Origin of the sequence: Polaribacter sp. SA4-12 (genome assembly GCF_002163675.1) — a bacterium.
Classification (GTDB): domain Bacteria; phylum Bacteroidota; class Bacteroidia; order Flavobacteriales; family Flavobacteriaceae; genus Polaribacter.
The window spans coordinates 3,246,406-3,271,187 of record NZ_CP019334.1 but is presented as its reverse complement, the minus strand read 5'-3'; the positions used below and the strand labels follow the sequence as shown (position 1 = coordinate 3,271,187).

The window sequence follows — 24,782 nt, the reverse complement described above, 5'->3', positions numbered from 1 at the left end:
TAGCTACCAATTATTAAACTTAAAGTCCGCTTTTTTAATACTCGAATGAAGAAAATCTTATTATTATCTGATACTCATAGTTTTATTGATGATCAAATTTTAAAGTTTGTTAAACAAGCTGATGAAGTTTGGCACGTAGGTGATATTGGTAATTTAGAAGTTACTGACACTATTAAAAAACTAAAACCTTTACGTGCTGTTTTTGGTAATATTGATGGAGCAGATGCAAGATCTGAATTCCCTTTAGATGCAAAGTTTGAAGTAGAAAAAGTCTCAGTTTGGATGACACACATTGGTGGTTATCCAAATAAATATTATCAAAGAATTCGTGACGAAATAAAATTAAACCCTCCTAAAATATTCATTTCTGGGCATTCTCATATTTTAAAAGTACAATATGATAAGAAACTGAATTTATTGCACTTAAACCCTGGAGCTGCAGGAAACCATGGGTTTCATAAAATAAGAACGATGTTGCGTTTTGAATTAGATAATACTGAAATAAAAAATATGGAAATTATAGAACTTGCTAAGCGAGGTTAATTCCATCTTTTTCTAAAATTGGAAGCACAACTTTAATAACTGTACCTTGCTTTTTAGTTGAATCTATATTAAAAGTCCCTTGCATCATTTGAATTCTTGCATCAATCTGATTTAAACCAAGACCGTCTTTATTTGTTATTTTTGTTTTATCAAAGCCAACACCATCATCTGTAATCTTTAACGACAATTTCCCATTTACTTCGTCTAATCTGATTACCGCTTTTTCGGCTTTACTATGTTTTAGAATATTATTGACAAATTCTTGAGTAATATTATAAACTTTTATTTCAAAATCTTGATGATACCTTCTAGTCTCACCTATTTTTGTATCAATTTCAATTTGAGAATTTGAGTATTTATCTGCCATATCATTTATTGCAAATTTTAATCCAAATTTTAATAAAACTGATGAAACCAAAGTATGTGACAGGTCTCTTATTTTTTGTGAAGCTTCGGTTATTATTTTTTGTGTTTTATCAATTTCAATAGGAGCATCTCCTTTTAATTGACTTCTTGTAGCTTGCAAATGAAGGTTTGCAGAAGATAAAAGTGCACTTACACTATCGTGTAGCGTTTCAGCAATTTGTTTTCTTTCAGTTTCTTTACCATCTATAGTAGCATTCAAAATTCTAACCTGAGATTCTGACCTTACTTTTTCTAAATTCTGATTCTGAATCAATTTTGATTGCGATAATTTAAGCCTTAAATTTTTCTGTTTTAACTTATAAAAATTAACCCAAAATAATAATGAAAGAATAATTATAAAAGCACCAATACCAATCATCCAAAAAATTCTTTGGTCTTTTAATCGTTTGTTTTCTTCTTGTTTTTGAAAAAGCTCTTTTTTATTATCAAAATTATACTTCTCTGTAATTTCAGCAATCATACCTCTAAATTCATTATCTCTCAAACTATCTTTAATAATATAAGATAATTCTTGATAATCGTAGGCCTTGTAATCTTTTAGTTTATATAAATTGTATGCTAAATTAAAATATAATTTCTCTCTTACTAATACTGCTTTATCTGTTTTAATATTTCTTATTAAATCTAATGCATTTATATAAGTTTTTTTAGCTTCTGCAAAATTATTTTCCGATAAATAAATACTTGATAAGGTACCTAATGCTGCTGCTTCATTAACTTTGTTATTTATTTTTTTATGAATACCAATCGACTTTATAGCATAGTATTTTGCTTTTTCATATAAACTATCATTCATATAAATACTTGAAATATTATTATAAGCTTTTGACTTTACCTCTAAAACATTATTTTTAAGAGTGTTAATTTTATCAACTTCATTATAATAATATAAAGCGCTATCTTTATATCTTTTAATATTGTCTCTAATATTTAATCGATAAAAAGCATTACCATAATTTAACAACGTCTCTGACGTTATGTAATCTTTATCAAAATAAGTTATATTATCACTGTTAATTTCATTTTTATCTACAGATAGATTAAATTCTTTTAGATAATTTAAAGTTTTTTTATGATAAACTAAAGCATTCTTATTATTTCGAGTTGCATAATATATATTAGCAATTAAATGATTTAATAAAATTAATTCAACCTCATTTTTAGGATTGTCTGATTCACTAATTTTTAATGCCAATCTCAAAGAATTAGCATAATCTTTATTTTCATAAAATATTTTTGCTTTCTTGTAATTTTCTGATAATGTGTAATTTTGAAAAACAAAAGAAGAAGTTGTGTTAGACACAACTTCTTCTTTTGTAAAACTAAATAAACAACTTGTTGATAGGTGGAAAAAAATCAACAAAATTTTTATATTCAAAATATTAAAATTTTATAAAATAATAACTGCCGGCTTTTTAATAGTTGTAAAAACATCGCTTCGAGAATTAGTACCATTAATGTGATTTACAAAAGTAAACTTTAAAGGCAAACCATATTCCTTTTCTAAAACTCTAGAAAAATTCTTTTCTCCTGTTTTTCCTTCTTCTAAATGAATTTCATAAGTATCTATCTCTTCATTAAAAACAAAATCTACTCTAACCTTATTATTTACAGAAAAATCTAAATTGTACGTTCCATCTTCACTACTAGAAATACTATATTCATTTAACATTTTGTTATCTGAAGTTTTAGCTAATGTTGTTACATTATCATCAATAATAGTAATCTCTGGAGAGTTATTAGAATTTGTGTCAACAAAACCTACTGTAATTTGAGTTCCATCAATAGTTAAATCCTGAGTAACCCTTCTGCTTGATTGACTGTCCGACGAATATAAATAAATATTATTAGTATTTGTATTATTATCAATTACATTTTCTGTTTCAGCATTACCATTTAAACTATAATCTAAAGAATATGCTCCATCTACATCTCTAATAATCGTATAAGTTTTTAATAAATCTAAAGATTGTTCTTCTGGTAAAAGAGTATCATTTGTTGAACAAGAAGATAAAATTAATGTGAATGAAGCTAATAAAGCAAATAAATTGAAATTTTTCATAATTGAGGGAACTGTTTTAATACTATTTTGTTTTGGGTTAATTTGGGGCAGGGTTGTTTTTAATCTTTATTTTATTAGTAAGGTTAGAATGTATGCACAAATAGTGTTTCTGGGGAAATTAACTATAAAGCTTTTTAGGGGACGATTTAAAATAATCAAAGCTTATGAATAGTTGTTTTTTTTGGGGGGGAGCTATACTATTTTGTTTTTCACTGCATACATTGCTAATCCTACTGCATTTTTTACATTTAATTTTTTTAACAAACTCTTTCTATATGTTTCTACTGTATTAGTACTAAGATTCATTAAATCAGCCATTTCTATAGTGCTGTATTCTTTAGTAATTAATTTCAGTACATCAAGCTCTCTTTCTGTTAAACTATCTAACAAGAACTTGTCTGGCATTTCTCCTTGCGGAACCATTTGACCTGATATTGATTTTAGTAACATACTTTGAATATCTGTACTAAAATATTGCTCCCCTTTTGCAACAGTTTTAATTGCATTTACTATATGCTCTCCTGCACTGTTTTTAGAGATGTAACCTTTACAACCGAGATTTAAAACTTCTTGAACAATTTTAAGATCATCATAACTAGATAATATTATAACTTTTTGGTCTATTTTCTTTTTCTTAAAGTGTTTTAAAACATCAAAACCATCTAAAACTGGCATTGTAATATCTAATATTAAAACATCAGCAGAATTTCCTTTTTTACTAAACCAATCAATTACTTCTTGTCCTGTTAAAGAATATCCTTTAATCTCAATTTCTTTATCAGTATTTATTACAGCTATGATACCTTCAATCAATATTTTATGATCATCAGCTACGTGAACGTATATCTTTTCTTTCATTTTTACTTTACAAATTTAGAGTACCTATTAAGATTATGCAACCCCCATTTTCAGTGAAATTTTCGTCTCACTGAAAATGGTGAGACTTCTCACTGTTTTCAGTGAGACGAAATAATTAAACAACTGACTATAAGGTGTTTGAGAATTACAGATTTTTAAATCTATATTGATTAAAAGTACAAATAAAAACTTGTATTCATTTTTATCCTCTAAAGAATATAAAAACAAAAAACCGAGAAGTAAATTCTCGGTTTTTATTTCGCACTAAAATAGACTAATATGATAGGTTTATCGCAATCTATCTACAGATTTCACAAGATCTTCATCCTTTTTAATAGCCTTATTTGCCAAAACAATAAGCAAAACAACTAAAATCGGTAAGAACATCCCAATACCTTTCTCCGAAATCGAAACTTCTCCAGGTAGCGTTAGAGATACATAAATCAATAATCCTAATAAAAAGAGATTGATCAAAATTACTAGGCGCCCAACTACAAATTGTAACTTTCTATTTTTAAATAAAAAAATATCTAAAAATGATACAATAGCAGAAAGCAAAAATAACATAGGAATTACTTTTAAAAGAAAAGATTCTCTCGTAAATAAATCCAATGCAAAAATATCTTCTTTAAGATTGTTCCATAAATTGAACACAAATATTAAACCTCCAGAAACTGCAGTTGCTATTAATAAATAAATACTCTGTATTCTCTGAATCATCTTAAAAAATAGGTTTACAAAAGTAGGACTTTCTTTTTTAAAAAGAAAACCTAAAACTTAAAAATTTTGTATATATTTGTAATATAATAACCGCACATTGAAAATTGTATAGTACTATATACAATACAAAAAATCTAAAAATATTATAATTAATCTTACATAATTAAGGTTTACAATTTAACTTAACATATAACGAATGTTCGAAATCTCAGAACTAAAAGCAAAAACACTTGCTGATTTACAGGTAATTGCAAAATCTATTGGTCTTAAAAAGACGAGTCAACTTAAAAAATTAGATTTAGTGTATCAAATTTTAGATACACAGGCTGCAAACCCTGTAGTAACTTCAACTTCTACTACACCTGAATTGAAACCAAAGACAGAAAAGCCTAAAAGAAAAAGAGTTTCTAAAACTCCTGTAACAACCAATGTAACAAGTGAAGCTACAATTGTAAAAACAATCGTAGAACCAATTACAGAAAAACCTGCAGAAACAATTGCAGAAGAGCCAAAGCAAGAAAAATTACCACAACAAAAACCAAACCCAAGAAAAAAACCAAATCCAAGGAAAGTTGTAGCTAAAGAAGCTGAAGCAAAGACAGACGAAAAGACTGAAGTAGGTAAAGATACTGTAGCACCTATGCCTAGGATTGAAAAGCAAGAACAAAAACCTGCAAACAAACCTAATAAACCGCAACATAAAAATCAGCAGAACAATCAAAATAATTCTCAGCCAAATACCAAGAATAGACCAAAAGAGAATAACCAAAATAGAGAAAAAAGTAACTCTAATAGAAATAATGGTAACAAATCTACCAACAGATATAGAGATCCTGACTTCGAATTTGATGGTATTATTGAAAGTGAAGGTGTTTTAGAAATGATGCCTGATGGTTATGGTTTCTTACGTTCTTCTGATTATAATTATTTATCGTCTCCAGATGATATTTATGTATCTCAATCACAAATTAAATTATTTGGTTTAAAAACTGGTGATACAGTTAGAGGAAATGTTCGTCCACCAAAAGAAGGTGAAAAATATTTTCCTTTAATTAGAGTTTCAAAAATAAACGGATTAAACCCTAACTTAGTTAGAGATCGTGTTGCTTTTGAACATTTAACACCATTATTTCCTCAAGAAAAATTTAATTTAGCAGAAAAAGGAAGTTCTTTATCAACAAGGATTATCGATTTATTTTCTCCTTTAGGAAAAGGGCAACGTGGTATGATTGTAGCACAACCCAAAACTGGTAAAACCATGTTATTAAAGGATGTTGCAAATGCAATTGCAGCAAACCATCCCGAAGTATATCAAATTGTTTTACTAATTGATGAACGTCCGGAAGAGGTTACAGACATGAAACGAAATGTTCGTGGAGAAGTTGTAGCATCTACTTTTGATGAACCTGCAGACAAACATGTAAAAGTGGCAAACATTGTTTTAGAAAAAGCAAAACGTTTGGTAGAATGTGGGCATGATGTTGTTATTCTTTTAGACTCAATTACACGTTTGGCTAGAGCATACAATACAGTTGCACCAGCATCAGGAAAAATACTTTCTGGTGGTATCGATGCAAATGCATTACACAAACCAAAACGGTTCTTTGGAGCTGCAAGAAATATTGAAAACGGTGGTTCTTTAACCATTATTGCAACTGCACTTACAGAAACTGGTTCTAAAATGGACGAAGTAATCTTCGAAGAATTTAAAGGAACAGGTAATATGGAACTTCAATTAGATAGAAATATTTCTAATAGAAGAATTTATCCAGCTATCGATTTAATTAAATCTTCTACAAGACGTGATGATTTATTATTAGACGCTAAAACGGTTCAAAGAATGTGGGTATTACGTAAATATCTTGCAGATATGAATCCTATTGAAGCAATGGAATTTATCAATGATAGAATTAAGTTCTCTAAAAACAATGACGAGTTCTTAATCTCTATGAATGGTTAGAATAACCTTTAGAATATAAATAAAACCTTTTTGAGAAATCAGAAAGGTTTTTTTATTGGTAGCAATTTCCTGCTTTCCGCACTCGCTTTTTTCTTATGCTGTATTTATTTCAGCATCGCTCTCTTTTAAAAAGTAATTTCATTATTGTAACAGATTCTAAATCGAGTTCAGCATAATAAGAAGAGCTCAAACAAATGCTTCAAATGCGAAGCATTCAACCACTCAAAGACAATATTAAAGCCGAGTTAATCAGAGCTAAACTAACCTGCTATTTACATTACTTATAGTAAAAACGATAGATAACTTTAAATTACAATTATGAAAGCACAGTTACCTTAAAATTAGAGCAAAAAAAATCCGTTCAAATAAATTTGAACGGATTTAATATTTTATATAAAACTTAACCTAGTTTCCTACGTATAAATTTGCTCTGTAATCTTGAACATCTAAAGCTTTCTTAATAGCTTCATACATTACAAATGTTTTATTTTTTCTAGTCTTAGAAATTGCTTTTCTAGCAGACTCATAATTTGGTAATGCAGTTGGTAACTCTTTACTTGTTACACTAAAAGCATACACACCTCTATTACCTTCAATATTTTTATATATTTTATTTAATTCTGCATTAAACATTGCTCCTACTACTTTAGGCTCAGATCCTGCTCCAGATAATGTAGGACTTTTTAAAGTAACTCCATTTCCGTTTCTAACAGAGGTTTTATTTTCTGTAGCGATATCTTGTAAAGTACTTCCATTAAATTTATCAGCAATTAGTTTTGCTTTCTTTTGATTCAATAAAATAGGTTTTACAGTACTTGTTGCTTTAGCAGCAGACATTAATCCTTTTTCTGTTTTAGAAGTTACAAAAGCTACAACATGGCTTCCTTCTAAATCAAAACGTTTAAAGTCTCCAGGTTTTGTGTCTTTACCAAAAGCCCAAGAAACAATTTGTCTTTGATTTCCTAAACCAGGTACATTTTCATCTAAAACTTTTAAACCAATAGCTGGTTTAGTTACATATTTATTTTCTTTTGCTAATGCAAAGAACTTTTTATCTTTAGAAGTTGCTAAAGCAAATTGCTCTGCTTTTTGAAAAACTTCGTTTTCTGTTGTTTCAGAAGCCACTATTTGTCTTCCAAATGTTGCTAATTTTAAAGCCGTTTGAATGTTCTTTTGACCATCAATTTTAATTACATGAAAACCAAATGGTGTTTTAACAACTCCAATATCTCCATTTTTACCTTCAAAAACAAAATCTCTAAAAGCAGGAGTCATTCTTGTATAGTTAAACCAGTCATAAAAACCACCTTTTTCAGCAGAGCCTTTATCCGCAGAAAAGTCTTTTGCTAAATTAGCAAACTTACTTTTGTTTCTTATTACAACATTCAAAATACTATCAGCTAATTTCTTAGCCTCATCTTCTGTTCTTGTTACATCTGCAGCAGTTCTTTGAGAACCAACAAAAGGAATTAAAATATGGCTTGCTTTTGCAGAATCTGGCATTTTAGTAACGGCAGTGATTTTAGAAATTTTAAAATAACCTTGTTCTTTATATGGTCCAAAAACATCTCCTTTAGATCCTTTAAAAATATCTGAAGCGATTACTTGATTAACTGTGCTTTCAAATTTAAAGTTATCATCAAGATTCGTATCAGAATCATTTTCACTTAAAAATTCTTTATCATTAGAAGCTGTTTTAAAATCTGTAATAAACTCAGAAACTTCACCTCTAATAGTATTTTCATCATCAGTAGTTGGAGCAATATTAAACTTAACATAAGAGATATCTCTAGATTCGTCAACTTTAAAATTATTTGCATTTTTATTAACATAAGCCTCTACTTCTCCTTTAGAAACAGTAACTAAACTATCTGCTATAGAAGTATAAGGTACATATACAAACTGAGTATTTAACTTACTATTATCTGCGAAATATTGAAACTCTCCTTCTTTTAAAGAAGCACCAAGACCTGCAGCAACTAAGTTATTATAAGTATTTCTTTCAGCATTGTCTCTAATTTGATTCATATAATTAGACCAAGCTGACCACATTTCTGTGTTCTGCTCTTTTGTATCAGCTAAAAATTGTTTAAATTTTGCTTCATCAAATAAACCTGCTTCATTTTGAAACTGAGGACTCCCTTTAACTGAAGGAGCATTAATCAACTCATTCCAAACATCAGCTTCACCTACAGTGATTCCTGCTTCTGTTAATTGATTTTGGTAGATTTTTTTTCTAAGTATATTATCCCAAACAGTTTTACTTGCTTGCATCTCAGAAACTCTACTACCAGCTTGTTGCTTGTAAGCCTCTAATTCTGCAGAAAACTCTTGTCTTGAAATAGATTCTCCATTTATTTCTCCTACTTCATTAACTTTACTTGAATTGAAAAAATCACCTAAAGTAGATGGATCTAATACAAAAGCAAAAAGTGCTAATCCAATTATAATTATTAAGAACATTGAACGTTCTCTAATTTTTGATAAAACTGCCATACGTCGTTTATTTTATTTCAGTTGGCGAATATACGATTTGGGTTTTAATATTGCAACCGATTCTCTACTTATTAGTAGCAAGTAGAAAGGCATAGAGGTAGTTATAAATGAATCGCTTAATTTTAAGCATCTTCATTTATTATTTTTAAACTTACTTCTTCAATTTTAGCACTACTCATTTGTAAGATTTTAATTTCGAAATCCCCAATATCAACCACTTCATTTTCTTTAGGAATACTTTCTAAATGCTCAATAATAAACCCTCCTAAAGTCTCATAGGCTTCAGATTTAGGAATATTTAAACTATATTCTTCATTCAGATAATCAACCTCTAACCTTGCAGAAAAGTTAAATTCATTTTCAGATATTTTCTTTTCTAAAAACTCTTGATTGTCATGTTCATCTTCAATCTCTCCAAATAATTCTTCAACGATATCTTCTACAGTTATCATACCAGATGTCCCTCCATATTCATCAACAACAATAGCAACACTTTTTCTTTTTTTCATTAAACTATTTAAAACATCATTTATCATCATAGATTCTGGCACAATCTCTACAGGTAATAAAATAGATTTAATAGTCTTGGGTTTCTTAAATAACTCAAAAGCGTTTACATAACCAATTACATCATCTAAAGAAGATTTATACACCAAAACTTTAGATAAACCTGTGTCAATAAATATATTTTTTAGATTCGTTACTTTTTCATGTAGTTCTACTGCAACAATTTCTGTTCTAGGAACCATAACTTCCCTAGCTTTTACATCATGAAAATCTAATGCATTTTGAAAAATCTGAATTTCAGAATCTACTTGATCATTATCATTCCCTGTTTCTAATTGTTCAGAAATATAGTTCCCTAATTCTTCCTTACTAAACTCGGTCTGTTGTTCATCTGCATTTGTTTTAAAGAAAACACGCAGAAAAAAATCTGATATAAAAGTGATGAATTCAGAAAAGAAGTGAAATAAAATATAAAAAAGATAAGCAGGAACTGCAAACATTTTTAACACCTCATTTGCATAAATTCTAAAAATAGTTTTTGGTAAAAATTCTGCTGTAATTAATATTACTACAGTAGAAATAATAGTTTGTATCAGAAGTATAGAAAAATCATTATAACTTTTTAGGGGAAGAATATCAACTAAGAATCCTCCCATATAATAACTATAAATTACCAATGAAATATTATTACCAACCAACATTGTGGTAATAAATTTTGATGATTTTTGAGTAATTCTATTTAAAATTTTAGGAATAAAACCTTCACGTTTTTTCTCTAATTCAATATGTAGTTTATTTGCTGAAACAAAAGCAATCTCCATTCCCGAAAAAAATGCGGAAAGGATAATTGAGATACCTATAATTATGACTTCAATTTCCATTAAGGAATTTATAATCTATTTATTTAAGTTATTTCTTTTTTCTACTTTTTTTCTAAAATGTCTTTTAAAGAAAAAAACTAAGGTAATAAAAATAGCAGCACCAAGAAACATATACGCTTTTTCTCTCTCTTCACTCCATCTAACGATACCTTCTATTAAACAGATTACTGCTACTATTAAATAGCCATACTGAAAAAATTTCCAAATTTTAGTCATTTTGTTATTCTTCTATTGTTTCTAATCTTCCTATTGTTTTTTTAGCCAAATGCTGACTTAAATCTTCTTTACTCTCAAACCCTACTCCATAAATAGTATCTTTTAAAGTACTTAAGGTGAATGCTTTTTCTGAAAAGAAGTATTGTGTATTCTGATCCCAAAATAGTTGTTCTGTTTCTAATTTAGAATTTTCTGCGTGATTTATAACCACAACATTTCCTACAAGTTCAGAAATCTGAGTATTTGAATAAGATAATGCATAATTACCAGAAACAGTAACTGAATCTTTTCCTTCAAAATTTATAATTTTCACTCCTTCTGGAAACTCATTGTAAGGATGTTGTTTTCTATTACTAAAATCATTTAATAAAGGTGTAATTAATTTTGAAGTAATCCTACCTGAATCTTTATACACATGAAAAGCGTCTTTTGCAACCCCAATTGGTAAATTTTTTGAAGCTAAAAAATCTCTAACTTCTTGCGTATTATTAGAGCAAGAAAAAAGCATTACTGTAATTGTTAGTACAGTAATGCTCTTTAGTAATATTTTATTTAAGTTTTTCAAAAAATTATTTTGTGGGTACTCTAACAGTTTCCCCAATCCAACATTTTATAGTGTAACTACTACCAGGATTAACACCTGCAGTAAAAATTACTTTTTGACTTGGCAAGTTTGCTTTATAGTTTCTAATATATCTTGCTGCAACAGAAGAAATACTTGGATCAACAGCTGCTGCTTTTTGAGCTTGTCTTAAAGCTGCTGCATAAATCATTCTTTTTTCAAATTCTCCTTTACCACAATCAGTTCCTTTAACACTAGATTGATACAAACTTCCAATTAATAAATATGCTTTACCAAAATTAGGATTATATCTTAACGCCTCTCTAGCTAAACTTCTAGCTCTAGATTTTTGACCTCTAGCTTTAGCAGCATAAGCAAATTTTAATTTATATTTTGCTTTCTTTATAGGGTCCGTTTCTAAATCAAACGCTTCTTGTCTCATTGCAGCTGCTCCACTTGCATCTCCATTTTTCTCTAAAATACCTGCATAAAATGATTTTGAATCAGGAGAAGGTGCAGCTTCAGCATATGCTTTTGCAAGCGTTTCATACATTTGCTCATCTTGACATCCTTTACTAAACATTCTCGATACAGCTCTTCTTAACCAAACAGCATTCTCTTTATTAGCTTCAAAATCTCTTTGATATAATGGAACTAAACGTTCACAAGTAGCTATTTCAGAAATAATTGCATCTAAACCACTTTCTACAGTACCTAACGCTCTAGAGTTTACTGTATAGGCATGTTTATCTCTTTTTTCTCTTTTATCTAAAACCTTTGTAGAATCTGATAAAGGAACTAATTTTTTAGCATACCCTTCTAATTTTGTACTTACATGCTCTAATACATCATCATAAGTATCAAATACTTTTTGAGGATTTGTATCTTTATTTCTATCAGTTACTCCTTGAAAGTAAGAATATAAATTCTTTACTCCCATTTTTGTTGGATCTACATTATATGCTTTTTCTAAAATTGTAAAAACCTCATCATCAGAAGCTAATTTATTTTTAGATAAATAAGTTGCATAATCACTGTGAACTTTTGCTGGGTTCTTTTTAGGAAAATATTGCAATCTTTGTTCGTAAACTCTTTTTGCTAAAGCAGGATCTTTTTTAACATCTTCGGCTAATTCAGATCCGTATTTATAAATATTAACAGATAAATCTTTACAGTCATCCATTAAGACAATCCAATTCTTATAAGCTTCTTCATACTTTTTAGATTGGAAATCTCCTTTAAACAGATTATACTTTATAGTACATTCTCTTTTCGCATCATCTTGCGCATTTGTTTTTGCTGAAACTAATAATATCATTGCAGCTAATAAAAACGTAATTTTCTTCATTTTGTTAGTTTTTTGTTAATCTATCTTTCTTTTCTGAAACCATTTTGAGTCTGTCAAAGATAAACTTAATCTAAAATTAAAATAATTTTCTTGAATTAAATTATTATCAGTAGTTCCTCTCTCACCAAATTCAAATCCCATATTTAATGTGGATAACTGTCTCAGTGGTAAACCTAGACCAAAAGATATGCCAAAGTCGTCTATTGGAGTATAATTCGTATTTAAACCTGAACCATCAACTAATAAACCAGTCTTCTCTAAACGAATACCTGCTCTATAAGTAACTCTTTCCCAATAACTTGATATCGAATTTATTTTAGGTAAATAAAAACCACCTAAAGAAAATCTATTTGATTCACTATATCTATAAGCGTTCGTTGTATTTAAGAACCCTGTAGTTTCAATAGCATCTTGATTTTCATATTCTAAACCTACATACCATTTATCATATTTACCTAAACCTACTCCTAAATTTGTTTTTAAAGGTAATTTATAATTTCCACTTATACTAGATTGAGAAATAGTATCTCTTCCAAACTCTGTACCTGTACTAGCTAAGGTAAGAGAATATAAATACTCATCACCAGTTACTTTTAAATCATTACCTATCTTATAAGTTGTTCCAATACTTAATACAAGATCTTTATTAATTTCTGTTTTATATTGAGCACCTAAAGTTACAGAACCTCCTCTAACTATAGTTGATTCTTTATATTTTGTTGCTAATGTTACATTTGTAACTTGATTTATTACACTATTCTCAATATTACCAAAACTATAATCAGCTTCAACACCTAAAGAAAACCCTTTAAATACCTTTATTCCAAAACTACCATAAACTCGACTGATACCTCCATCTCCAGAAAAAAGAGAAATCTCTGTTTCATCGGCATTCGTATTAGATAAAGAATAACCTACAGATGACACAGGCTGAATACCAAAAGACATACCTGCTTTAGAACCTAAAGGAAATGCCAAAGCGAAATAACTTAAACTTGTAGAGTTTGTACTTTGCGTTTCAGTACCATTATCTATTGTTAACTTATTATTTAACACACCAAAAGAGTATGTTGTATACCTTAAATCTGCATAAGCTGCAGGGTTTGTGAAGTTCAAGTACTTATAGTGGCTAAATGCAACTCCAATACCCCCCATTGCACTCTGCTCTACTGTAACTGGATTAAATTCCTCCCCAATACCAAAAAAAGAATAGGGTGATGAATTTGTTCTTTGAGCTGTTGTAGCTAAAGAAGTTATTAGTAAAAAGACTAATAAGATGTTTCTAATCATTTGTCTATGTTAAATATCAATATTGTATTTAATCCTTGAAGGAGAAAATTTTGATTGGCAAATATGCTACTTTTTAATTGTTTTGCCAAGAAATTTGTGTCCCCTCCTGTTAAAACAACTGTTAAATCTAAATATTTCTTTTTATATTGATTAATAACGCCATCAATTTCTTGAATTACACCATTTACAATACCCGAATTAATGCTTTCTTTTGTGTTTTTCCCGATAAAATCACTTACTTCTTCTTTTTCTAATAAAGGCAAATTTGCTGTAAAGTGATTTAAAGAATTAAATCTCATTTGTACTCCTGGAGATATTGCTCCTCCTAAATACCCTCCTTTTGAGTTTACAAAATCAAAAGTAATACAAGTACCTGCATCTATAACTAAAACATTTTTACCATAAAACTGATTAACTGCACCTGCAACTAATGCAATTCTATCAATTCCTAAAGTTTTTGGAGTTTTATAAAGATTCTCAAAAGGAACCTTAGTAGAAGAAGAAATAACCTTTATTTTAACTAATTTCTGTAATTTTTTCAGCTTCGAATCAGAAATTGAAGCCACATTTGACATGATCACATTAGAAATTACATGTTTTTTTAAAATTTTTTTAATTTCTGATAAAATTTTTGTTTTGTCAAAAACAGTCAACTCTACGAGCTTATCTTTCTCAAAAACAGCAGTTTTAACTCTAGTATTTCCAACATCAATTGTTAAGTTCATCTTTCAAATTTAGATAAATTTTAAAAACACATCAAACTTTTTTATATTTTCTTTAGGAGAAACCAAAAAACATTCTATATTTGCATCCGCTAAGGCAATGGTACCTTAGCTCAGTTGGTAGAGCAAAGGACTGAAAATCCTTGTGTCCCTGGTTCGATTCCTGGAGGTACCACTTACAAACCCAAACTTTTAGTTTGGGTTTTTTTGTGCCCAAAAACTACTTTAGACCATTTATTAAATATTGATTCCTATGCAACTACAAAAACTTTATTGTTTGTTTTTTATTTAAAATAAAAAATAATGGATGCACAAAATATTGATTTTCTTCTAAATCATCAACAATTTCAAAATTCTTAACAACCAATTCTAACTGAATTTCTATTTCTTCTTTTAAAATGACTTCTTGAAGGATTTTTTTTTAAACTTTCGTTTTACCTCTTAGAAAAACACCTAAAGTAAAAACGAATAAACGCAACCAGTTAAAATCTCATTGACATTCTTTAGGGTCTAATGCTTAAAAAGCACTATTAACAACCTTTAACGAACCATCAATATCCAAACCAATATTCGCTTTAGAAGCCTCCGAACACTCTTTATCTATAACATATAAACGCTATCTAATAGAACGAACTTCTTTTTACAACTATTTGGTTCTAATTTTTAATTAATTAAAAATTAGACAAAAAAAATCCAGCTTAAAGCTGGATTTTTAATTATTCTATTTCATTATCTGAAGATTTGTAACTTCTAAATTCGTTAACTCTCTCCATCTACCTCTTGGTAAATTTCTCTTCGTTAACTCAGCAAAAACTACTCTATCTAATTTGCTTACTTTATAACCAACATGTTCAAAAATTTTACGAACAATTCTATTTCTACCAGAATGAATTTCGATACCAATTTCAGATTTTGGCTGACCATCTACATAAGAAATTGCATCAATAAATACTTTTCTCCCTTCAATAATAACATCTCCTCTTAATTTCTCTAAATCTCTTAATTCTAACTTTCTATCTAAAGAAGCGTGGTATAATTTACGAACATTATGTTTTGGATGCGTTAATTTCTTCGCTAAATCTCCATCATTGGTAAACAACAACAAACCCGTTGTGTTTCTATCTAATCTCCCTACAGGATATATTCTTTCTTTTGATGCATTCGCAATCAATTCCATCACCGTTTTTCTACCTCTTTCATCATCCATAGTGGTGATGTAGTTCTTAGGTTTATTTAGTAAAATATATCTTTTTTGTTCTGGCGTAATTGAAGTTCCATCAAAACGAACAATATCGTCTGGCTGAACTTTATACCCCATTTCTGTTACCAACTTACCATTTACTTCAACACTTCCATGCTCAATATAAGTATCTGCTTCTCTACGAGAACATACTCCAGAATTTGCAATGTATTTGTTTAAACGAATCCCTGTTGATTCATCCGATTTTGGTGCATCTTTAATTTTAGTAAAAGTCTTTTTAGGACTTTTTCTACTTAAAGGAGTACTACTTTTTCTACTAAGAGGCGTACTTTTTTTTCCTTCTTGTCGTCCTCTCGACGAGTTTCTATCTGATTTCATTACTTATTATAATTTTTGCAAAAGTAGGTATAAAAAATCTTAATTCAAGCTGTCTATTACTTTTTCTACAATTAGAGAGGTATCAATAAAAATTAAAGAAAAAACACCTATTAAAAGCAACACTTTCAAAACGTTATGCATCATTCTATATTGTTTCGTTTCGGTTGAATTCCATAAATAAAACCCTAGAAAAATAAGAACCATTAAAGCAAAATAAAAGTAATATCTCATATAACTTAACGCAGGATAGCTAAACAAAATCACTACAGGAAAAAGCGTTAATACTAATAAAAAAATTGACAACTGTTTTGTTTTCTTCTCTCCATAAAAAACAGGAAAAGTATCATAATCATTTACAATTGCACCTTTCATATTCTGTAAATCTTTTAGCAATTCTCTAACCATAAGTACTAAAAACAAAAAGACGGCATGCACAAAAATTATCTTTGAAAAATTTTTAAAATATACAAATACTGCAAAAAAAGGAAGAATTGTAAGTACTGTAGCTGAAACCAACCCTGTAAAAGGATACTTTTTTAACTTATGAGAATAAAACCAAATTGCAAAAATATAAACAGCAAAAAACAAGGCTGCTTTTACGGAAATTAGAAGTCCAAAAATAAAACCTAAGAAATTTAAAAGAAAATATAGCTTTAATTTGGTTGATTGTTTTACATAATCATCTAATCTAGCTTTTAATGGTCGATTGATTCGATCTACTTTAACATCATAAAAATTATTGATAATATAACCCGAAGCAACAACACAAATACTTGCTAAAACAATGTAAAATAAGTCGACATCAAGAATAATACTTCTCACATATTTTTTTGGTGAAAAGATAAAAATAGCCGCTAAGTATTGTGCTAAAATTAAAACAAGAATATTATAACCTCTAATAACTGAAAGTAAACTGAAAAATTTAAAAATGATTCTTTTAACTTTAAAGCTAATCATAAGACTAAAATCTATAAACCAACTCTAACTTATAGTCCTTAAGACTTTGTTGTGCTTTTTCATAATCTTCAGTAAAACCTAAAATATAGCCTCCACCACCAGAACCACAAAGTTTTAAGTAATAATCATTACTTTTTATACCGTTTTCCCAAACTTTATGAAAAGCATCAGGAATCATAGGTTTAAAATTCTTTAAAACTATTTTAGATAATGATTTTACGTTACCAAACAACGATTTTACATTACCTCCTAAAAAATCTTCAATACAAGCATCTGTTGTTGTTGAAAATTCTTCACTAATCATTTTTCTAAAACCTTCGTTTTTCATCTTATTCATAAAGATGTTTACCATCGGTTCAGTTTCACCAATTTGTTCAGAATCTAATAAGAAAACTGCGCCTTTTCCTTGTTTTTGAGAAGGAATTCCTGCAGGTTCAATATTTTCTTTAGAATTAATTAAAATAGGTAAACTTAAGTAACTATTTAAAGGATCTAAACCAGAACTTTTACCATGAAAAAAAGATTCCATTAAAGAAAAAACTTGTTTCAATTTCAACAATTTTTCTCTTGTTAAGTTTTCTAAAACAGTAACTTTATCATCAGCGTATTTATCGTAGATTGATGCTACTAAAGCTCCAGAACTACCAACTCCATAACCTTGAGGAATTGAAGAATCGAAATACATTCCGTTTTCAATATCAGTTTTTAAATCGTTTAAATTAAAAGAAACCAATTCTGTATCTAAAGAAGCTAAATGCTTATAAAAACGCACTAAGTTTTCATTGGAAATCTTAGGATCTCCAGATAAATTAGAAGAAGTTTTTAAAGCTCCTCGATATGCGTTAAACGGAATTGCTAAACCTTTAGAATCTTTTATGATTCCATATTCTCCGAAGAGAAGAATTTTAGCATAAAATAATGGTCCTTTCATTTTTCTTTTCAATTTAGTGCAAAAATACAAAATTTAATATTAAAAGGTTTTCCTTAAAAATTCTTATAAAAAGATTTCCAAATACCAACCTTTTCACCCTTTTTATATTTTCCTTTTTCTTTAATTTTCCCGTTTTTATAATATGTTTTCCAAATACCTTCTTCTAAACCGTTTTCATATTTTCCAGAAACTCTTAATTCACCAGTTTCATAAAACTCAGAAAAATTGCCAACGGGTTTTCTCTTTGAATAATTAAACTTTCTAAAGACTTTTCCTCCCTTAAAAAAATACGTCACTTCTTTATTATTAGCAGAAGTTACTTTATAATAAACCGAATTAGATTGGTTTGTTTCTTTTAAATCAACATCTAACCACGTCGTTTTTTGCGCAGAAACAGCTAATGAAAAAAGAAAAACAAGTATTGATATAAACTTAATAAAAGCTTTCATTTAGGAGTTTTTTTGACTGAGAATCTTATAATTGTTTTGCTCCAAAACCCACAGTATCACAAATATACTGATTTTTCTGACAGTATTTAGACAACTCTTTTTCAATAAACTGATTTACAGCCTCTTTTTCTACTTCAGGATATAAAACATGTACATTTGCCCCAGCATCTAGCGTAAAACAAATATTACTATCGTTCTCATTTCTGTATTCCCAAATACGATTGATAATTTCTAACGTATTTGGTTTCATTAAAATAAAATACGGATTACTCGTTAGCATCATTGCATGTAGCGTAAGCGCTTCACTTTCTACTAAACTTATAAATGCTTTGATATCTCCATTTTGAAGAATTTCTGATATTTTAGATAAATTATCATTCGCTTGCGTAAAACGATTTTCTGCATACGGATGATCATGCATTAAATTATGACCAATTGTACTAGAAACTTGTTTTTCGCCTTTATCAACCAAAAGAATTGCGTCTTGATAATTTTCGAAAACAGTATCCAATTTATAAGGAAATTTCACTCCAAATAAATCTGAACTTCCTTCAATTTCTGGGTGATTTCCCCAAACAACCATTGGTCCTTCTATGCTTCTACTTGCGCTTCCAGAACCTAATCTTGCCAAGAAAGAAGCTTTTTTATTGATTTCTTTTTCTGATAAATCAGGATTTAATTCATTTTCTAAACTCATTAAACATCTTGCAATTGCACTTAAACCACTTGCTGAAGAAGCTATTCCACTAGAATGAGGAAAAGAATTCTCTGAATTGATAAGCATTTTATATTCAAAAATATAAGGACAATATTCTTGTATTCTTGTAAAGAACTCTGCAATCTTTGGTTTGAAGGCATCTTTTTGCTTTCCTTCAAAGAATAAGTCGAAATCTACTTTTTCTGATTTCTCTTTTTTATCAAAATCGATCGTTGTAATTGTATGACAATTGTTTAACGTAAAACTAATAGAAGCGTTTTTAGGTATTTGAGGATTGCTCTTTCCCCAATATTTTACCAATGCAATATTACTTGGAGTTTGCCATGTAAAACTTGCTTTTTCTACTGAATTATTACTTGATTTCGATATAAATTGTGCTGTATTCAAATTCTAAAATTTGCTTCAAAGATAAAACTATTTCAAAGAATTTTCGGTTAACTTTTTAAGTACATTTTCTTTGTACGTTCTACTTATAGGAATTGCATTTTTTTCAATTTCAATAAATTCATTCGTATAAGAATCTGTTTTGCTTAAATTAACAATATAAGATCTATGAATTCTTAAAAATTGTTGAGATGGCAATTTCATTTCTAAATTACTAATCGTTTCTCTCGTTACTAAAACGGTATCTATTGTATGAATTTTGATATAATCAGATAAACTCTCAACATATAGAATTTCATCAAAATTTATCTTTACCATTTTACGTTCTGAACGTACAAAAATATAATCGTTCTTTATTGGAGTTTCCTCAACAACAACTTGCTTCACAATAACAGATTGCGTTTCAAAAAATTTATTGACCGCTTGTAAAAAACGATCAAAAGCAATTGGTTTTAGTAAATAATCTACCGCTTGTAAATCGAAACCATCAACAGCATATTCTCTGTAAGCAGTTGTAAAAATAATTTTAGATTTCTTGTTTATTGTTTTAGCTAAAGACAAACCAGAGATGTCTGGCATATTAATATCTAAAAAGAATAGGTCTATATTTTGAGAATTTGCTATTTCGAAAGCTTCCATCGCGTTCTTGCAACTTTTTACCAAATTAAAATTCGGAATTTTAGCCACAAAAGTTTCTAGAATATTTCTAGCAATTGGTTCATCATCAACAATAACACAATTAATGGTATTCATTTTTTAGCAATTTGTTTTCACATTATAAGGAACTTGAGATTTCTCGTCATTCGCAACTCATTCTGTCGAAATAACATTATCCGTCAATAATCATTATTAAAATTCAATTTTTAAATGTACTTTAAAAGTATCATTATTTTCAATTATTTCTAATTGATGTTTCTCTGGATACAACATTTCTAAACGTTTTCTAATATTAGGAAGTCCAATTCCTGTACTCGCTTCTTCTTTTCTTTTGGATGAATTTTCTACCTCAAAAACCAGACAATTATTTACTGTTCTTAGACGAATATCAACATTTAAAACTCCATTTATAATTACACCATGTTTAAAACTATTTTCTACAAAAGGAATTAATAACATTGGCGGAATTTGAAGAGAATCGTTCAATTTCTCTTTATTAAAATTCACTTTTAAAGTATCATGAAAACGCATTTTTTCTAATGAAATATAGTCTTCTAAATGATTTACTTCTTCTATTAAAAGTACTTTTGGTTTCTCTACTTGATATAAAATATAATCTAACAAATTAGATAATTTTAAAATCATTTCTGGCGCTTCATCCGCTTTAGCGATTGCAAAACCATAAATAGTATTTAGAGAATTAAACAAAAAATGCGGATGAATTTGCATCTTTAAAAACTTTAACTCTTGTTCTTTTAACTCTAACTTAGTTTGTAAAAATTTATTTTCTAAAGTTTTCTTTTCTTCTAAAGACTTATAACTGTGTTTTAAAATTTTTAAACCACTTGCCAAAACAACAATTAGTATAACACAAACTAAGATTACAGCAAGACTTTTTGTTAATGCTGGCATTTGTTGATACTCTAAATTGTAGAAAAAGACGAAACCGAAAACAACTGTCATTAAAACTGCACAAACAATAAAAACAAATGCATAAAAAGTATATAAAATAAAAATTTTGTGTTTTTGAGTAATTAAAAATTCAGGAATTAAATAATATACAAAAACGTAAGAAGATAAAATTGAAATAGTACTTAAAATGGTCGAAAACCAAAAAATAAAATTTTCGTTTTTAGAACCAACACTAAAAAAACTAGAAAAGAAAAACCAAACAATCAGCCAAAAAAACAAGTGTAATGAAACTTTTTTAAAAACTTTTAACACCAACTTATTCATCTTACAAATAAACTATTTTTTAACACTATTTAATGTAAAAATAGATGAAATACCAAATTAACAAGTGTTTCAACAATTTTTGCTTTATTTTCATTAAAAATACGACATTTGTTAAAACCGAATCAAAACTGGTTATTGGTCGCTAAATTATTTATCAACTTCTTTTTAAAAATACTTTTACTTTATAATCTTAAAAAATATATTATGAAATTCATTATTGAAGGAGGACCACTATTTATGATTACGTTATTAATCTTATTAATTGTAATTGTTGTTTTATTTATTAAAGGCTTAAAAGACAATACCGAAAAAACCCACAAACTCATTAGTTCTTTAGCCTTATTTTCTTTTGTGTTTGGTGTTTTAGGCTTTGTTATTGGTCTTTTACAAGCATTAGAAATGATAAGTGTAGCAAATAGTGTGTCAAGTCAAGTTTTAGCTGTTGGTTTTAGAGTTGGTTTACTCGCACCTACTTTTGGAATGATAATTTTTTTAATAGGGAAATTATTTACCATTATTTTAACTTGGAAAAAAAAGTAATCATTTAAAATTTCACCTGTTTTTAAATACCCATTTCTTTTAACTAAGAAATGGGTATTTTTGTTTTATGAATAAAGGAACTGTCTTTTTACTTTTAAATGGAGAACCTCCAAAAAACCTTCCCAACATTTCTAATTACGAAGTTATTTGCGCTACAGATGGCGCTTATCACTTTTTAGAAAAAAATGAAATTAAACCCAATTTTATTAGTGGCGATTTTGATTCCATAGAAAACCTACCAAAAAATATTGAAGTAATTCATACTCCGAATCAAGATTTTACTGATTTTGATAAAATACTTCAAATCTTATTTGAAAAAGGTTTTAAAAATGTTGATGTATTTGGCGCAAGTGGAAAAGAACAAGATCATTTTTTAGGAAACCTACACACAACAATTCAGTGGAAAAATAAATTAAGTCTTACTTTTTTTGACAATCATAGTCGTTATTTTCTAGCGGATAAAAATACTAAAATCTTAAACTCTGTTGATAAAACAATTTCTTTAGTTCCTTTTCCTGAAGCAAAAAACATCAATACAAAAGGACTACAATATTCTTTAAATGATGAGAATTTGACTTTCGGACAAAGAATTGGCACAAGAAACAAAGCGATTAAAAACAAGGTGGAAATCAGTTTTAAAACTGGAGAATTGTTTATTTTTATCAATCATTAAGAAATACTAAAATGTCTAGAAAAATAAAATTATTGTGGGATTTTAGAGGTCCAGATGCAAAGAAAACTGCAGAACATCACACCATTCATTTAAAAGAATTTGCAACGATAGAAAACTTAACTTTTCATGAAATTAATATTCAAGAGAAAAACGAAATGTTGTTTTCTGCATTTATAACTGTTGATGAAAAAGATATGAAAATTTATAGAGATGCATTAAAACCTCATCGTGGTGAAGTTGGATAATTTAACTTGATTCTAATCTCATTCTTCATAATAATTAATCACTTTATGAATAGTAATTCATTACGCACAAACAAACTCTCCAAAAAATTACCTTGATGAGAAAATTACTCAACATAGTAGCGCTTATCATCTTTCTTTTAACCACTCAACTTACATTTTCCCAAGAATGGAAAAGTTTAAAAAAGTATAAAAAAGCAACAGGAGAAACTGTTCTTAAAAGTGGTAATTGGTTAAAAAAAGATAGAAAGAGAAATACAGCAATTTGGCAACAAGCCAATAAATTCAATTTATCTTTAGATAATGGAAACTTAAAATATAAAAACATCTGCCAAACACGAGATTTTTATATTTGGTTTGATACCGAAAGAAAAAAACTAGGTCATGAAATAAATGCAGTTGGTGTAGCTGCTGTTGTTGCTGAACAACTCTCCTATTTTGATAACTTTTTTATTAGAACATTTGTCGTTAGAAACAAAGAGGTGATTTGGTTTGGCAACGAAGGTTCTAAAAAAGTACTCGCATTTGCTTTTCCATTAATTAAAGAAGTTTATTTTTCTAAAAATATTTTAAAAGGTCAGAAAGCAAAAGATTGGGATATTAAAAATGGCAAAATAGAACAATGTAAAATTGTAGAACCTATCTATAATCAATTATCCGAAAAAGCGATTAGAAAACTAGAACGCATGGCAAAAGGTAAAGGCATTTATAATTTAGGCGTTAAAAAAGAGTTGAAATTTGAAGGAGATATCAGAGATTGCAAACTAAGATACAAACATGCATTTACAAAACTGTATCAGTATTATTTAGACAAAACGATATAATATATTTAAACATCATAAAATTTTATAAATGAGCTCTTTTTCATTTAATCACATTGCACTTTCCGTAAAAGATGTAGACACATCTATAGACTTTTATCAAAAAGTGTTTCAATTTAAAGAAATAAAAAATACTGCCTCTAACTCTAAAACTAGATGGTTATCTATTGGAGAAGGCAAACAACTTCATCTAATTCCACGTCCTGACTTTGAAATAAAGGTAAATAAAGCTGTTCACTTTGCTTTGTCAACGGTTAATATAGATTCATTTGTAGTACATCTAAAAGAATTAAAAATTGATTATTCTGATTGGATTGGTTCTCAAAATAAAGATTACGTTCGAAAAGATGGTATTAAACAAGTTTACTTTCAAGACCCAAATGGTTATTGGATTGAAATAAATGATGATATTAAATAACTATTAAAAACTATTTCCACTTAATACCACAACCCATACTTGGTTTTTGATTTTCTAAAGCAGGTTTATTTTCCAATAAATTATCAAGAGAATTCCGCAAATCAATTCCAGTAACAGGCATTCCATTTCCAGGTCTTGAATTATCTAATTGCCCATGATAAACTGACTTTAAATCAGCATCAAAAATATAAAAATCTGGAGTACAAGCCGCATTATATGCTTTTGCTACTTCTTGAGTTTCATCATACAAATAAGGAAAAGGGAAATTTTCTTCTATAACCAATTGCTTCATGAATTTAGGAGCATCTTGTGGATAATTTTCTACATCATTAGAACTAATCGCTATAAAACGAATTCCTTTTTGATAATAATCGTTCGCCATTTTAACCAAGGCTGAATTTACATGAATTACAAAAGGGCAATGATTACAAATAAACATAATGACAGTTCCTCTATCACCCTTAATCTCTTCTAAAGAAACAAAAGCACCATTAACTGTATTTATTAAATTAAAACTAGGAGCTTTAGTTCCTATTATAAATTCATTTGATTCTGTTAATGCCATAATTCATATTTAAATTCACTT

Annotated in this window: 26 protein-coding genes and 1 tRNA gene; 8 read left to right on the top strand and 19 right to left on the bottom strand. The window is 28.5% G+C overall.

Translation table 11 applies throughout. The annotated features are described in order from the left end of the window. Window positions 1-45 precede the first annotated feature (45 nt). Complete coding sequence (locus BTO07_RS14245; protein WP_087521868.1) at window positions 46-543, top strand: metallophosphoesterase family protein; 498 nt, start codon at window positions 46-48, stop codon at window positions 541-543. On the opposite strand, the gene BTO07_RS14240 is transcribed toward BTO07_RS14245, so the two are convergent. From BTO07_RS14240 to BTO07_RS14225, 4 genes are all read right to left on the bottom strand, one after another. After that, window positions 530-2,329 carry a tetratricopeptide repeat-containing sensor histidine kinase gene (locus BTO07_RS14240; RefSeq protein WP_232457040.1) on the bottom strand — a complete coding sequence of 600 codons (1,800 nt, stop codon included), beginning with the start codon at window positions 2,327-2,329 and terminating at the stop codon, window positions 530-532. The two genes, BTO07_RS14245 and BTO07_RS14240, sit on opposite strands and share 14 nt — an antisense overlap. Window positions 2,330-2,359: 30 nt before the next feature. Further along, window positions 2,360-3,031 (bottom strand): hypothetical protein, encoded by a 672-nt coding sequence (locus BTO07_RS14235; protein WP_087521866.1) that lies wholly within the window; start codon window positions 3,029-3,031, stop codon window positions 2,360-2,362. A 192-nt stretch (window positions 3,032-3,223) separates the two neighbouring features. After that, complete coding sequence (locus BTO07_RS14230) at window positions 3,224-3,889, bottom strand: response regulator (protein ID WP_087521865.1); 666 nt, start codon at window positions 3,887-3,889, stop codon at window positions 3,224-3,226. A 288-nt stretch (window positions 3,890-4,177) separates the two neighbouring features. Beyond that, complete coding sequence (locus BTO07_RS14225; RefSeq protein ID WP_087521864.1) at window positions 4,178-4,609, bottom strand: DUF4293 domain-containing protein; 432 nt, start codon at window positions 4,607-4,609, stop codon at window positions 4,178-4,180. 196 nt (window positions 4,610-4,805) lie between these two features. Here BTO07_RS14225 and rho point away from each other — a divergent pair, with 196 nt between their 5' ends. After that, window positions 4,806-6,569: a transcription termination factor Rho gene (rho, locus tag BTO07_RS14220; protein ID WP_087521863.1), complete on the top strand. Its 1,764-nt coding sequence runs from the start codon at window positions 4,806-4,808 to the stop codon at window positions 6,567-6,569. A gap of 405 nt (window positions 6,570-6,974) precedes the next feature. On the opposite strand, the gene BTO07_RS14215 is transcribed toward rho, so the two are convergent. From BTO07_RS14215 to BTO07_RS14185, 7 genes are all read right to left on the bottom strand, one after another. After that, window positions 6,975-9,065, bottom strand: a complete 2,091-nt coding sequence (locus tag BTO07_RS14215; protein ID WP_087521862.1) for a peptidylprolyl isomerase — start codon at window positions 9,063-9,065, stop codon at window positions 6,975-6,977. Window positions 9,066-9,187: 122 nt separating this feature from the next. Further along, on the bottom strand, window positions 9,188-10,453 hold the full coding sequence (locus BTO07_RS14210) for a hemolysin family protein (RefSeq protein WP_087521861.1): 1,266 nt from the start codon (window positions 10,451-10,453) through the stop codon (window positions 9,188-9,190). A 15-nt stretch (window positions 10,454-10,468) separates the two neighbouring features. Beyond that, window positions 10,469-10,669, bottom strand: a complete 201-nt coding sequence (locus tag BTO07_RS14205; RefSeq protein ID WP_087521860.1) for a hypothetical protein — start codon at window positions 10,667-10,669, stop codon at window positions 10,469-10,471. A gap of 4 nt (window positions 10,670-10,673) precedes the next feature. Continuing rightward, window positions 10,674-11,234: an LPS export ABC transporter periplasmic protein LptC gene (gene lptC / locus BTO07_RS14200; protein ID WP_087522661.1), complete on the bottom strand. Its 561-nt coding sequence runs from the start codon at window positions 11,232-11,234 to the stop codon at window positions 10,674-10,676. 4 nt (window positions 11,235-11,238) lie between these two features. Continuing rightward, on the bottom strand, window positions 11,239-12,579 hold the full coding sequence (locus BTO07_RS14195; protein WP_087521859.1) for a tetratricopeptide repeat protein: 1,341 nt from the start codon (window positions 12,577-12,579) through the stop codon (window positions 11,239-11,241). Window positions 12,580-12,594: 15 nt separating this feature from the next. Next, entirely contained in the window at window positions 12,595-13,869 is a 1,275-nt protein-coding gene (locus BTO07_RS14190; RefSeq protein ID WP_087521858.1) for a hypothetical protein, read from the bottom strand. Next, window positions 13,866-14,594 (bottom strand): type III pantothenate kinase, encoded by a 729-nt coding sequence (locus BTO07_RS14185; RefSeq protein WP_087521857.1) that lies wholly within the window; start codon window positions 14,592-14,594, stop codon window positions 13,866-13,868. The genes BTO07_RS14190 and BTO07_RS14185 overlap by 4 nt, the downstream gene beginning before the upstream one ends. Before the next feature lie 99 nt (window positions 14,595-14,693). Here BTO07_RS14185 and BTO07_RS14180 point away from each other — a divergent pair. After that, window positions 14,694-14,766: transfer RNA gene (locus tag BTO07_RS14180), tRNA-Phe, on the top strand. A 546-nt stretch (window positions 14,767-15,312) separates the two neighbouring features. Here the strand turns inward: BTO07_RS14180 and BTO07_RS14175 are convergent. From BTO07_RS14175 to BTO07_RS14145, 7 genes are all read right to left on the bottom strand, one after another. Continuing rightward, window positions 15,313-16,170: a pseudouridine synthase gene (locus tag BTO07_RS14175; protein WP_087521856.1), complete on the bottom strand. Its 858-nt coding sequence runs from the start codon at window positions 16,168-16,170 to the stop codon at window positions 15,313-15,315. 39 nt (window positions 16,171-16,209) lie between these two features. Then, window positions 16,210-17,127 carry a geranylgeranylglycerol-phosphate geranylgeranyltransferase gene (locus BTO07_RS14170; protein ID WP_087521855.1) on the bottom strand — a complete coding sequence of 306 codons (918 nt, stop codon included), beginning with the start codon at window positions 17,125-17,127 and terminating at the stop codon, window positions 16,210-16,212. Window positions 17,128-17,131: 4 nt separating this feature from the next. Further along, window positions 17,132-18,058, bottom strand: coding sequence for a mevalonate kinase family protein (locus BTO07_RS14165; protein ID WP_087521854.1), 927 nt, complete (start codon window positions 18,056-18,058; stop codon window positions 17,132-17,134). A gap of 53 nt (window positions 18,059-18,111) precedes the next feature. After that, window positions 18,112-18,507, bottom strand: coding sequence for a hypothetical protein (locus BTO07_RS14160; RefSeq protein WP_087521853.1), 396 nt, complete (start codon window positions 18,505-18,507; stop codon window positions 18,112-18,114). A 25-nt stretch (window positions 18,508-18,532) separates the two neighbouring features. Beyond that, window positions 18,533-19,612 carry a diphosphomevalonate/mevalonate 3,5-bisphosphate decarboxylase family protein gene (locus tag BTO07_RS14155; RefSeq protein ID WP_087521852.1) on the bottom strand — a complete coding sequence of 360 codons (1,080 nt, stop codon included), beginning with the start codon at window positions 19,610-19,612 and terminating at the stop codon, window positions 18,533-18,535. A 27-nt stretch (window positions 19,613-19,639) separates the two neighbouring features. Next, the gene (locus BTO07_RS14150; protein ID WP_087521851.1) at window positions 19,640-20,362 is read right to left on the bottom strand and encodes a LytR/AlgR family response regulator transcription factor; all 723 of its coding nucleotides are present in this window, start codon (window positions 20,360-20,362) and stop codon (window positions 19,640-19,642) included. 96 nt (window positions 20,363-20,458) lie between these two features. Beyond that, window positions 20,459-21,502, bottom strand: a complete 1,044-nt coding sequence (locus BTO07_RS14145) for a sensor histidine kinase (protein ID WP_087521850.1) — start codon at window positions 21,500-21,502, stop codon at window positions 20,459-20,461. Window positions 21,503-21,706: 204 nt separating this feature from the next. On the opposite strand from BTO07_RS14145, the gene BTO07_RS14140 reads away from it, so the two are divergent. The 5 genes from BTO07_RS14140 (at window position 21,707) to BTO07_RS14120 (ending at window position 24,196) form a co-directional block, all read left to right on the top strand. Next, window positions 21,707-22,042, top strand: a complete 336-nt coding sequence (locus tag BTO07_RS14140; RefSeq protein WP_087521849.1) for a MotA/TolQ/ExbB proton channel family protein — start codon at window positions 21,707-21,709, stop codon at window positions 22,040-22,042. Between the two features lie 67 nt (window positions 22,043-22,109). Next, the gene (locus BTO07_RS14135) at window positions 22,110-22,715 is read left to right on the top strand and encodes a thiamine diphosphokinase (RefSeq protein ID WP_087521848.1); all 606 of its coding nucleotides are present in this window, start codon (window positions 22,110-22,112) and stop codon (window positions 22,713-22,715) included. An 11-nt stretch (window positions 22,716-22,726) separates the two neighbouring features. Further along, window positions 22,727-22,960, top strand: coding sequence for a hypothetical protein (locus BTO07_RS14130; protein ID WP_087521847.1), 234 nt, complete (start codon window positions 22,727-22,729; stop codon window positions 22,958-22,960). 95 nt (window positions 22,961-23,055) lie between these two features. Then, entirely contained in the window at window positions 23,056-23,781 is a 726-nt protein-coding gene (locus BTO07_RS14125) for a hypothetical protein (protein WP_087521846.1), read from the top strand. 28 nt (window positions 23,782-23,809) lie between these two features. After that, the gene (locus BTO07_RS14120; RefSeq protein WP_087521845.1) at window positions 23,810-24,196 is read left to right on the top strand and encodes a VOC family protein; all 387 of its coding nucleotides are present in this window, start codon (window positions 23,810-23,812) and stop codon (window positions 24,194-24,196) included. A 10-nt stretch (window positions 24,197-24,206) separates the two neighbouring features. Here BTO07_RS14120 and BTO07_RS14115 read toward each other — a convergent pair whose 3' ends face one another. Further along, window positions 24,207-24,761: a thioredoxin family protein gene (locus tag BTO07_RS14115; protein ID WP_087521844.1), complete on the bottom strand. Its 555-nt coding sequence runs from the start codon at window positions 24,759-24,761 to the stop codon at window positions 24,207-24,209. Window positions 24,762-24,782: the final 21 nt, after the last annotated feature.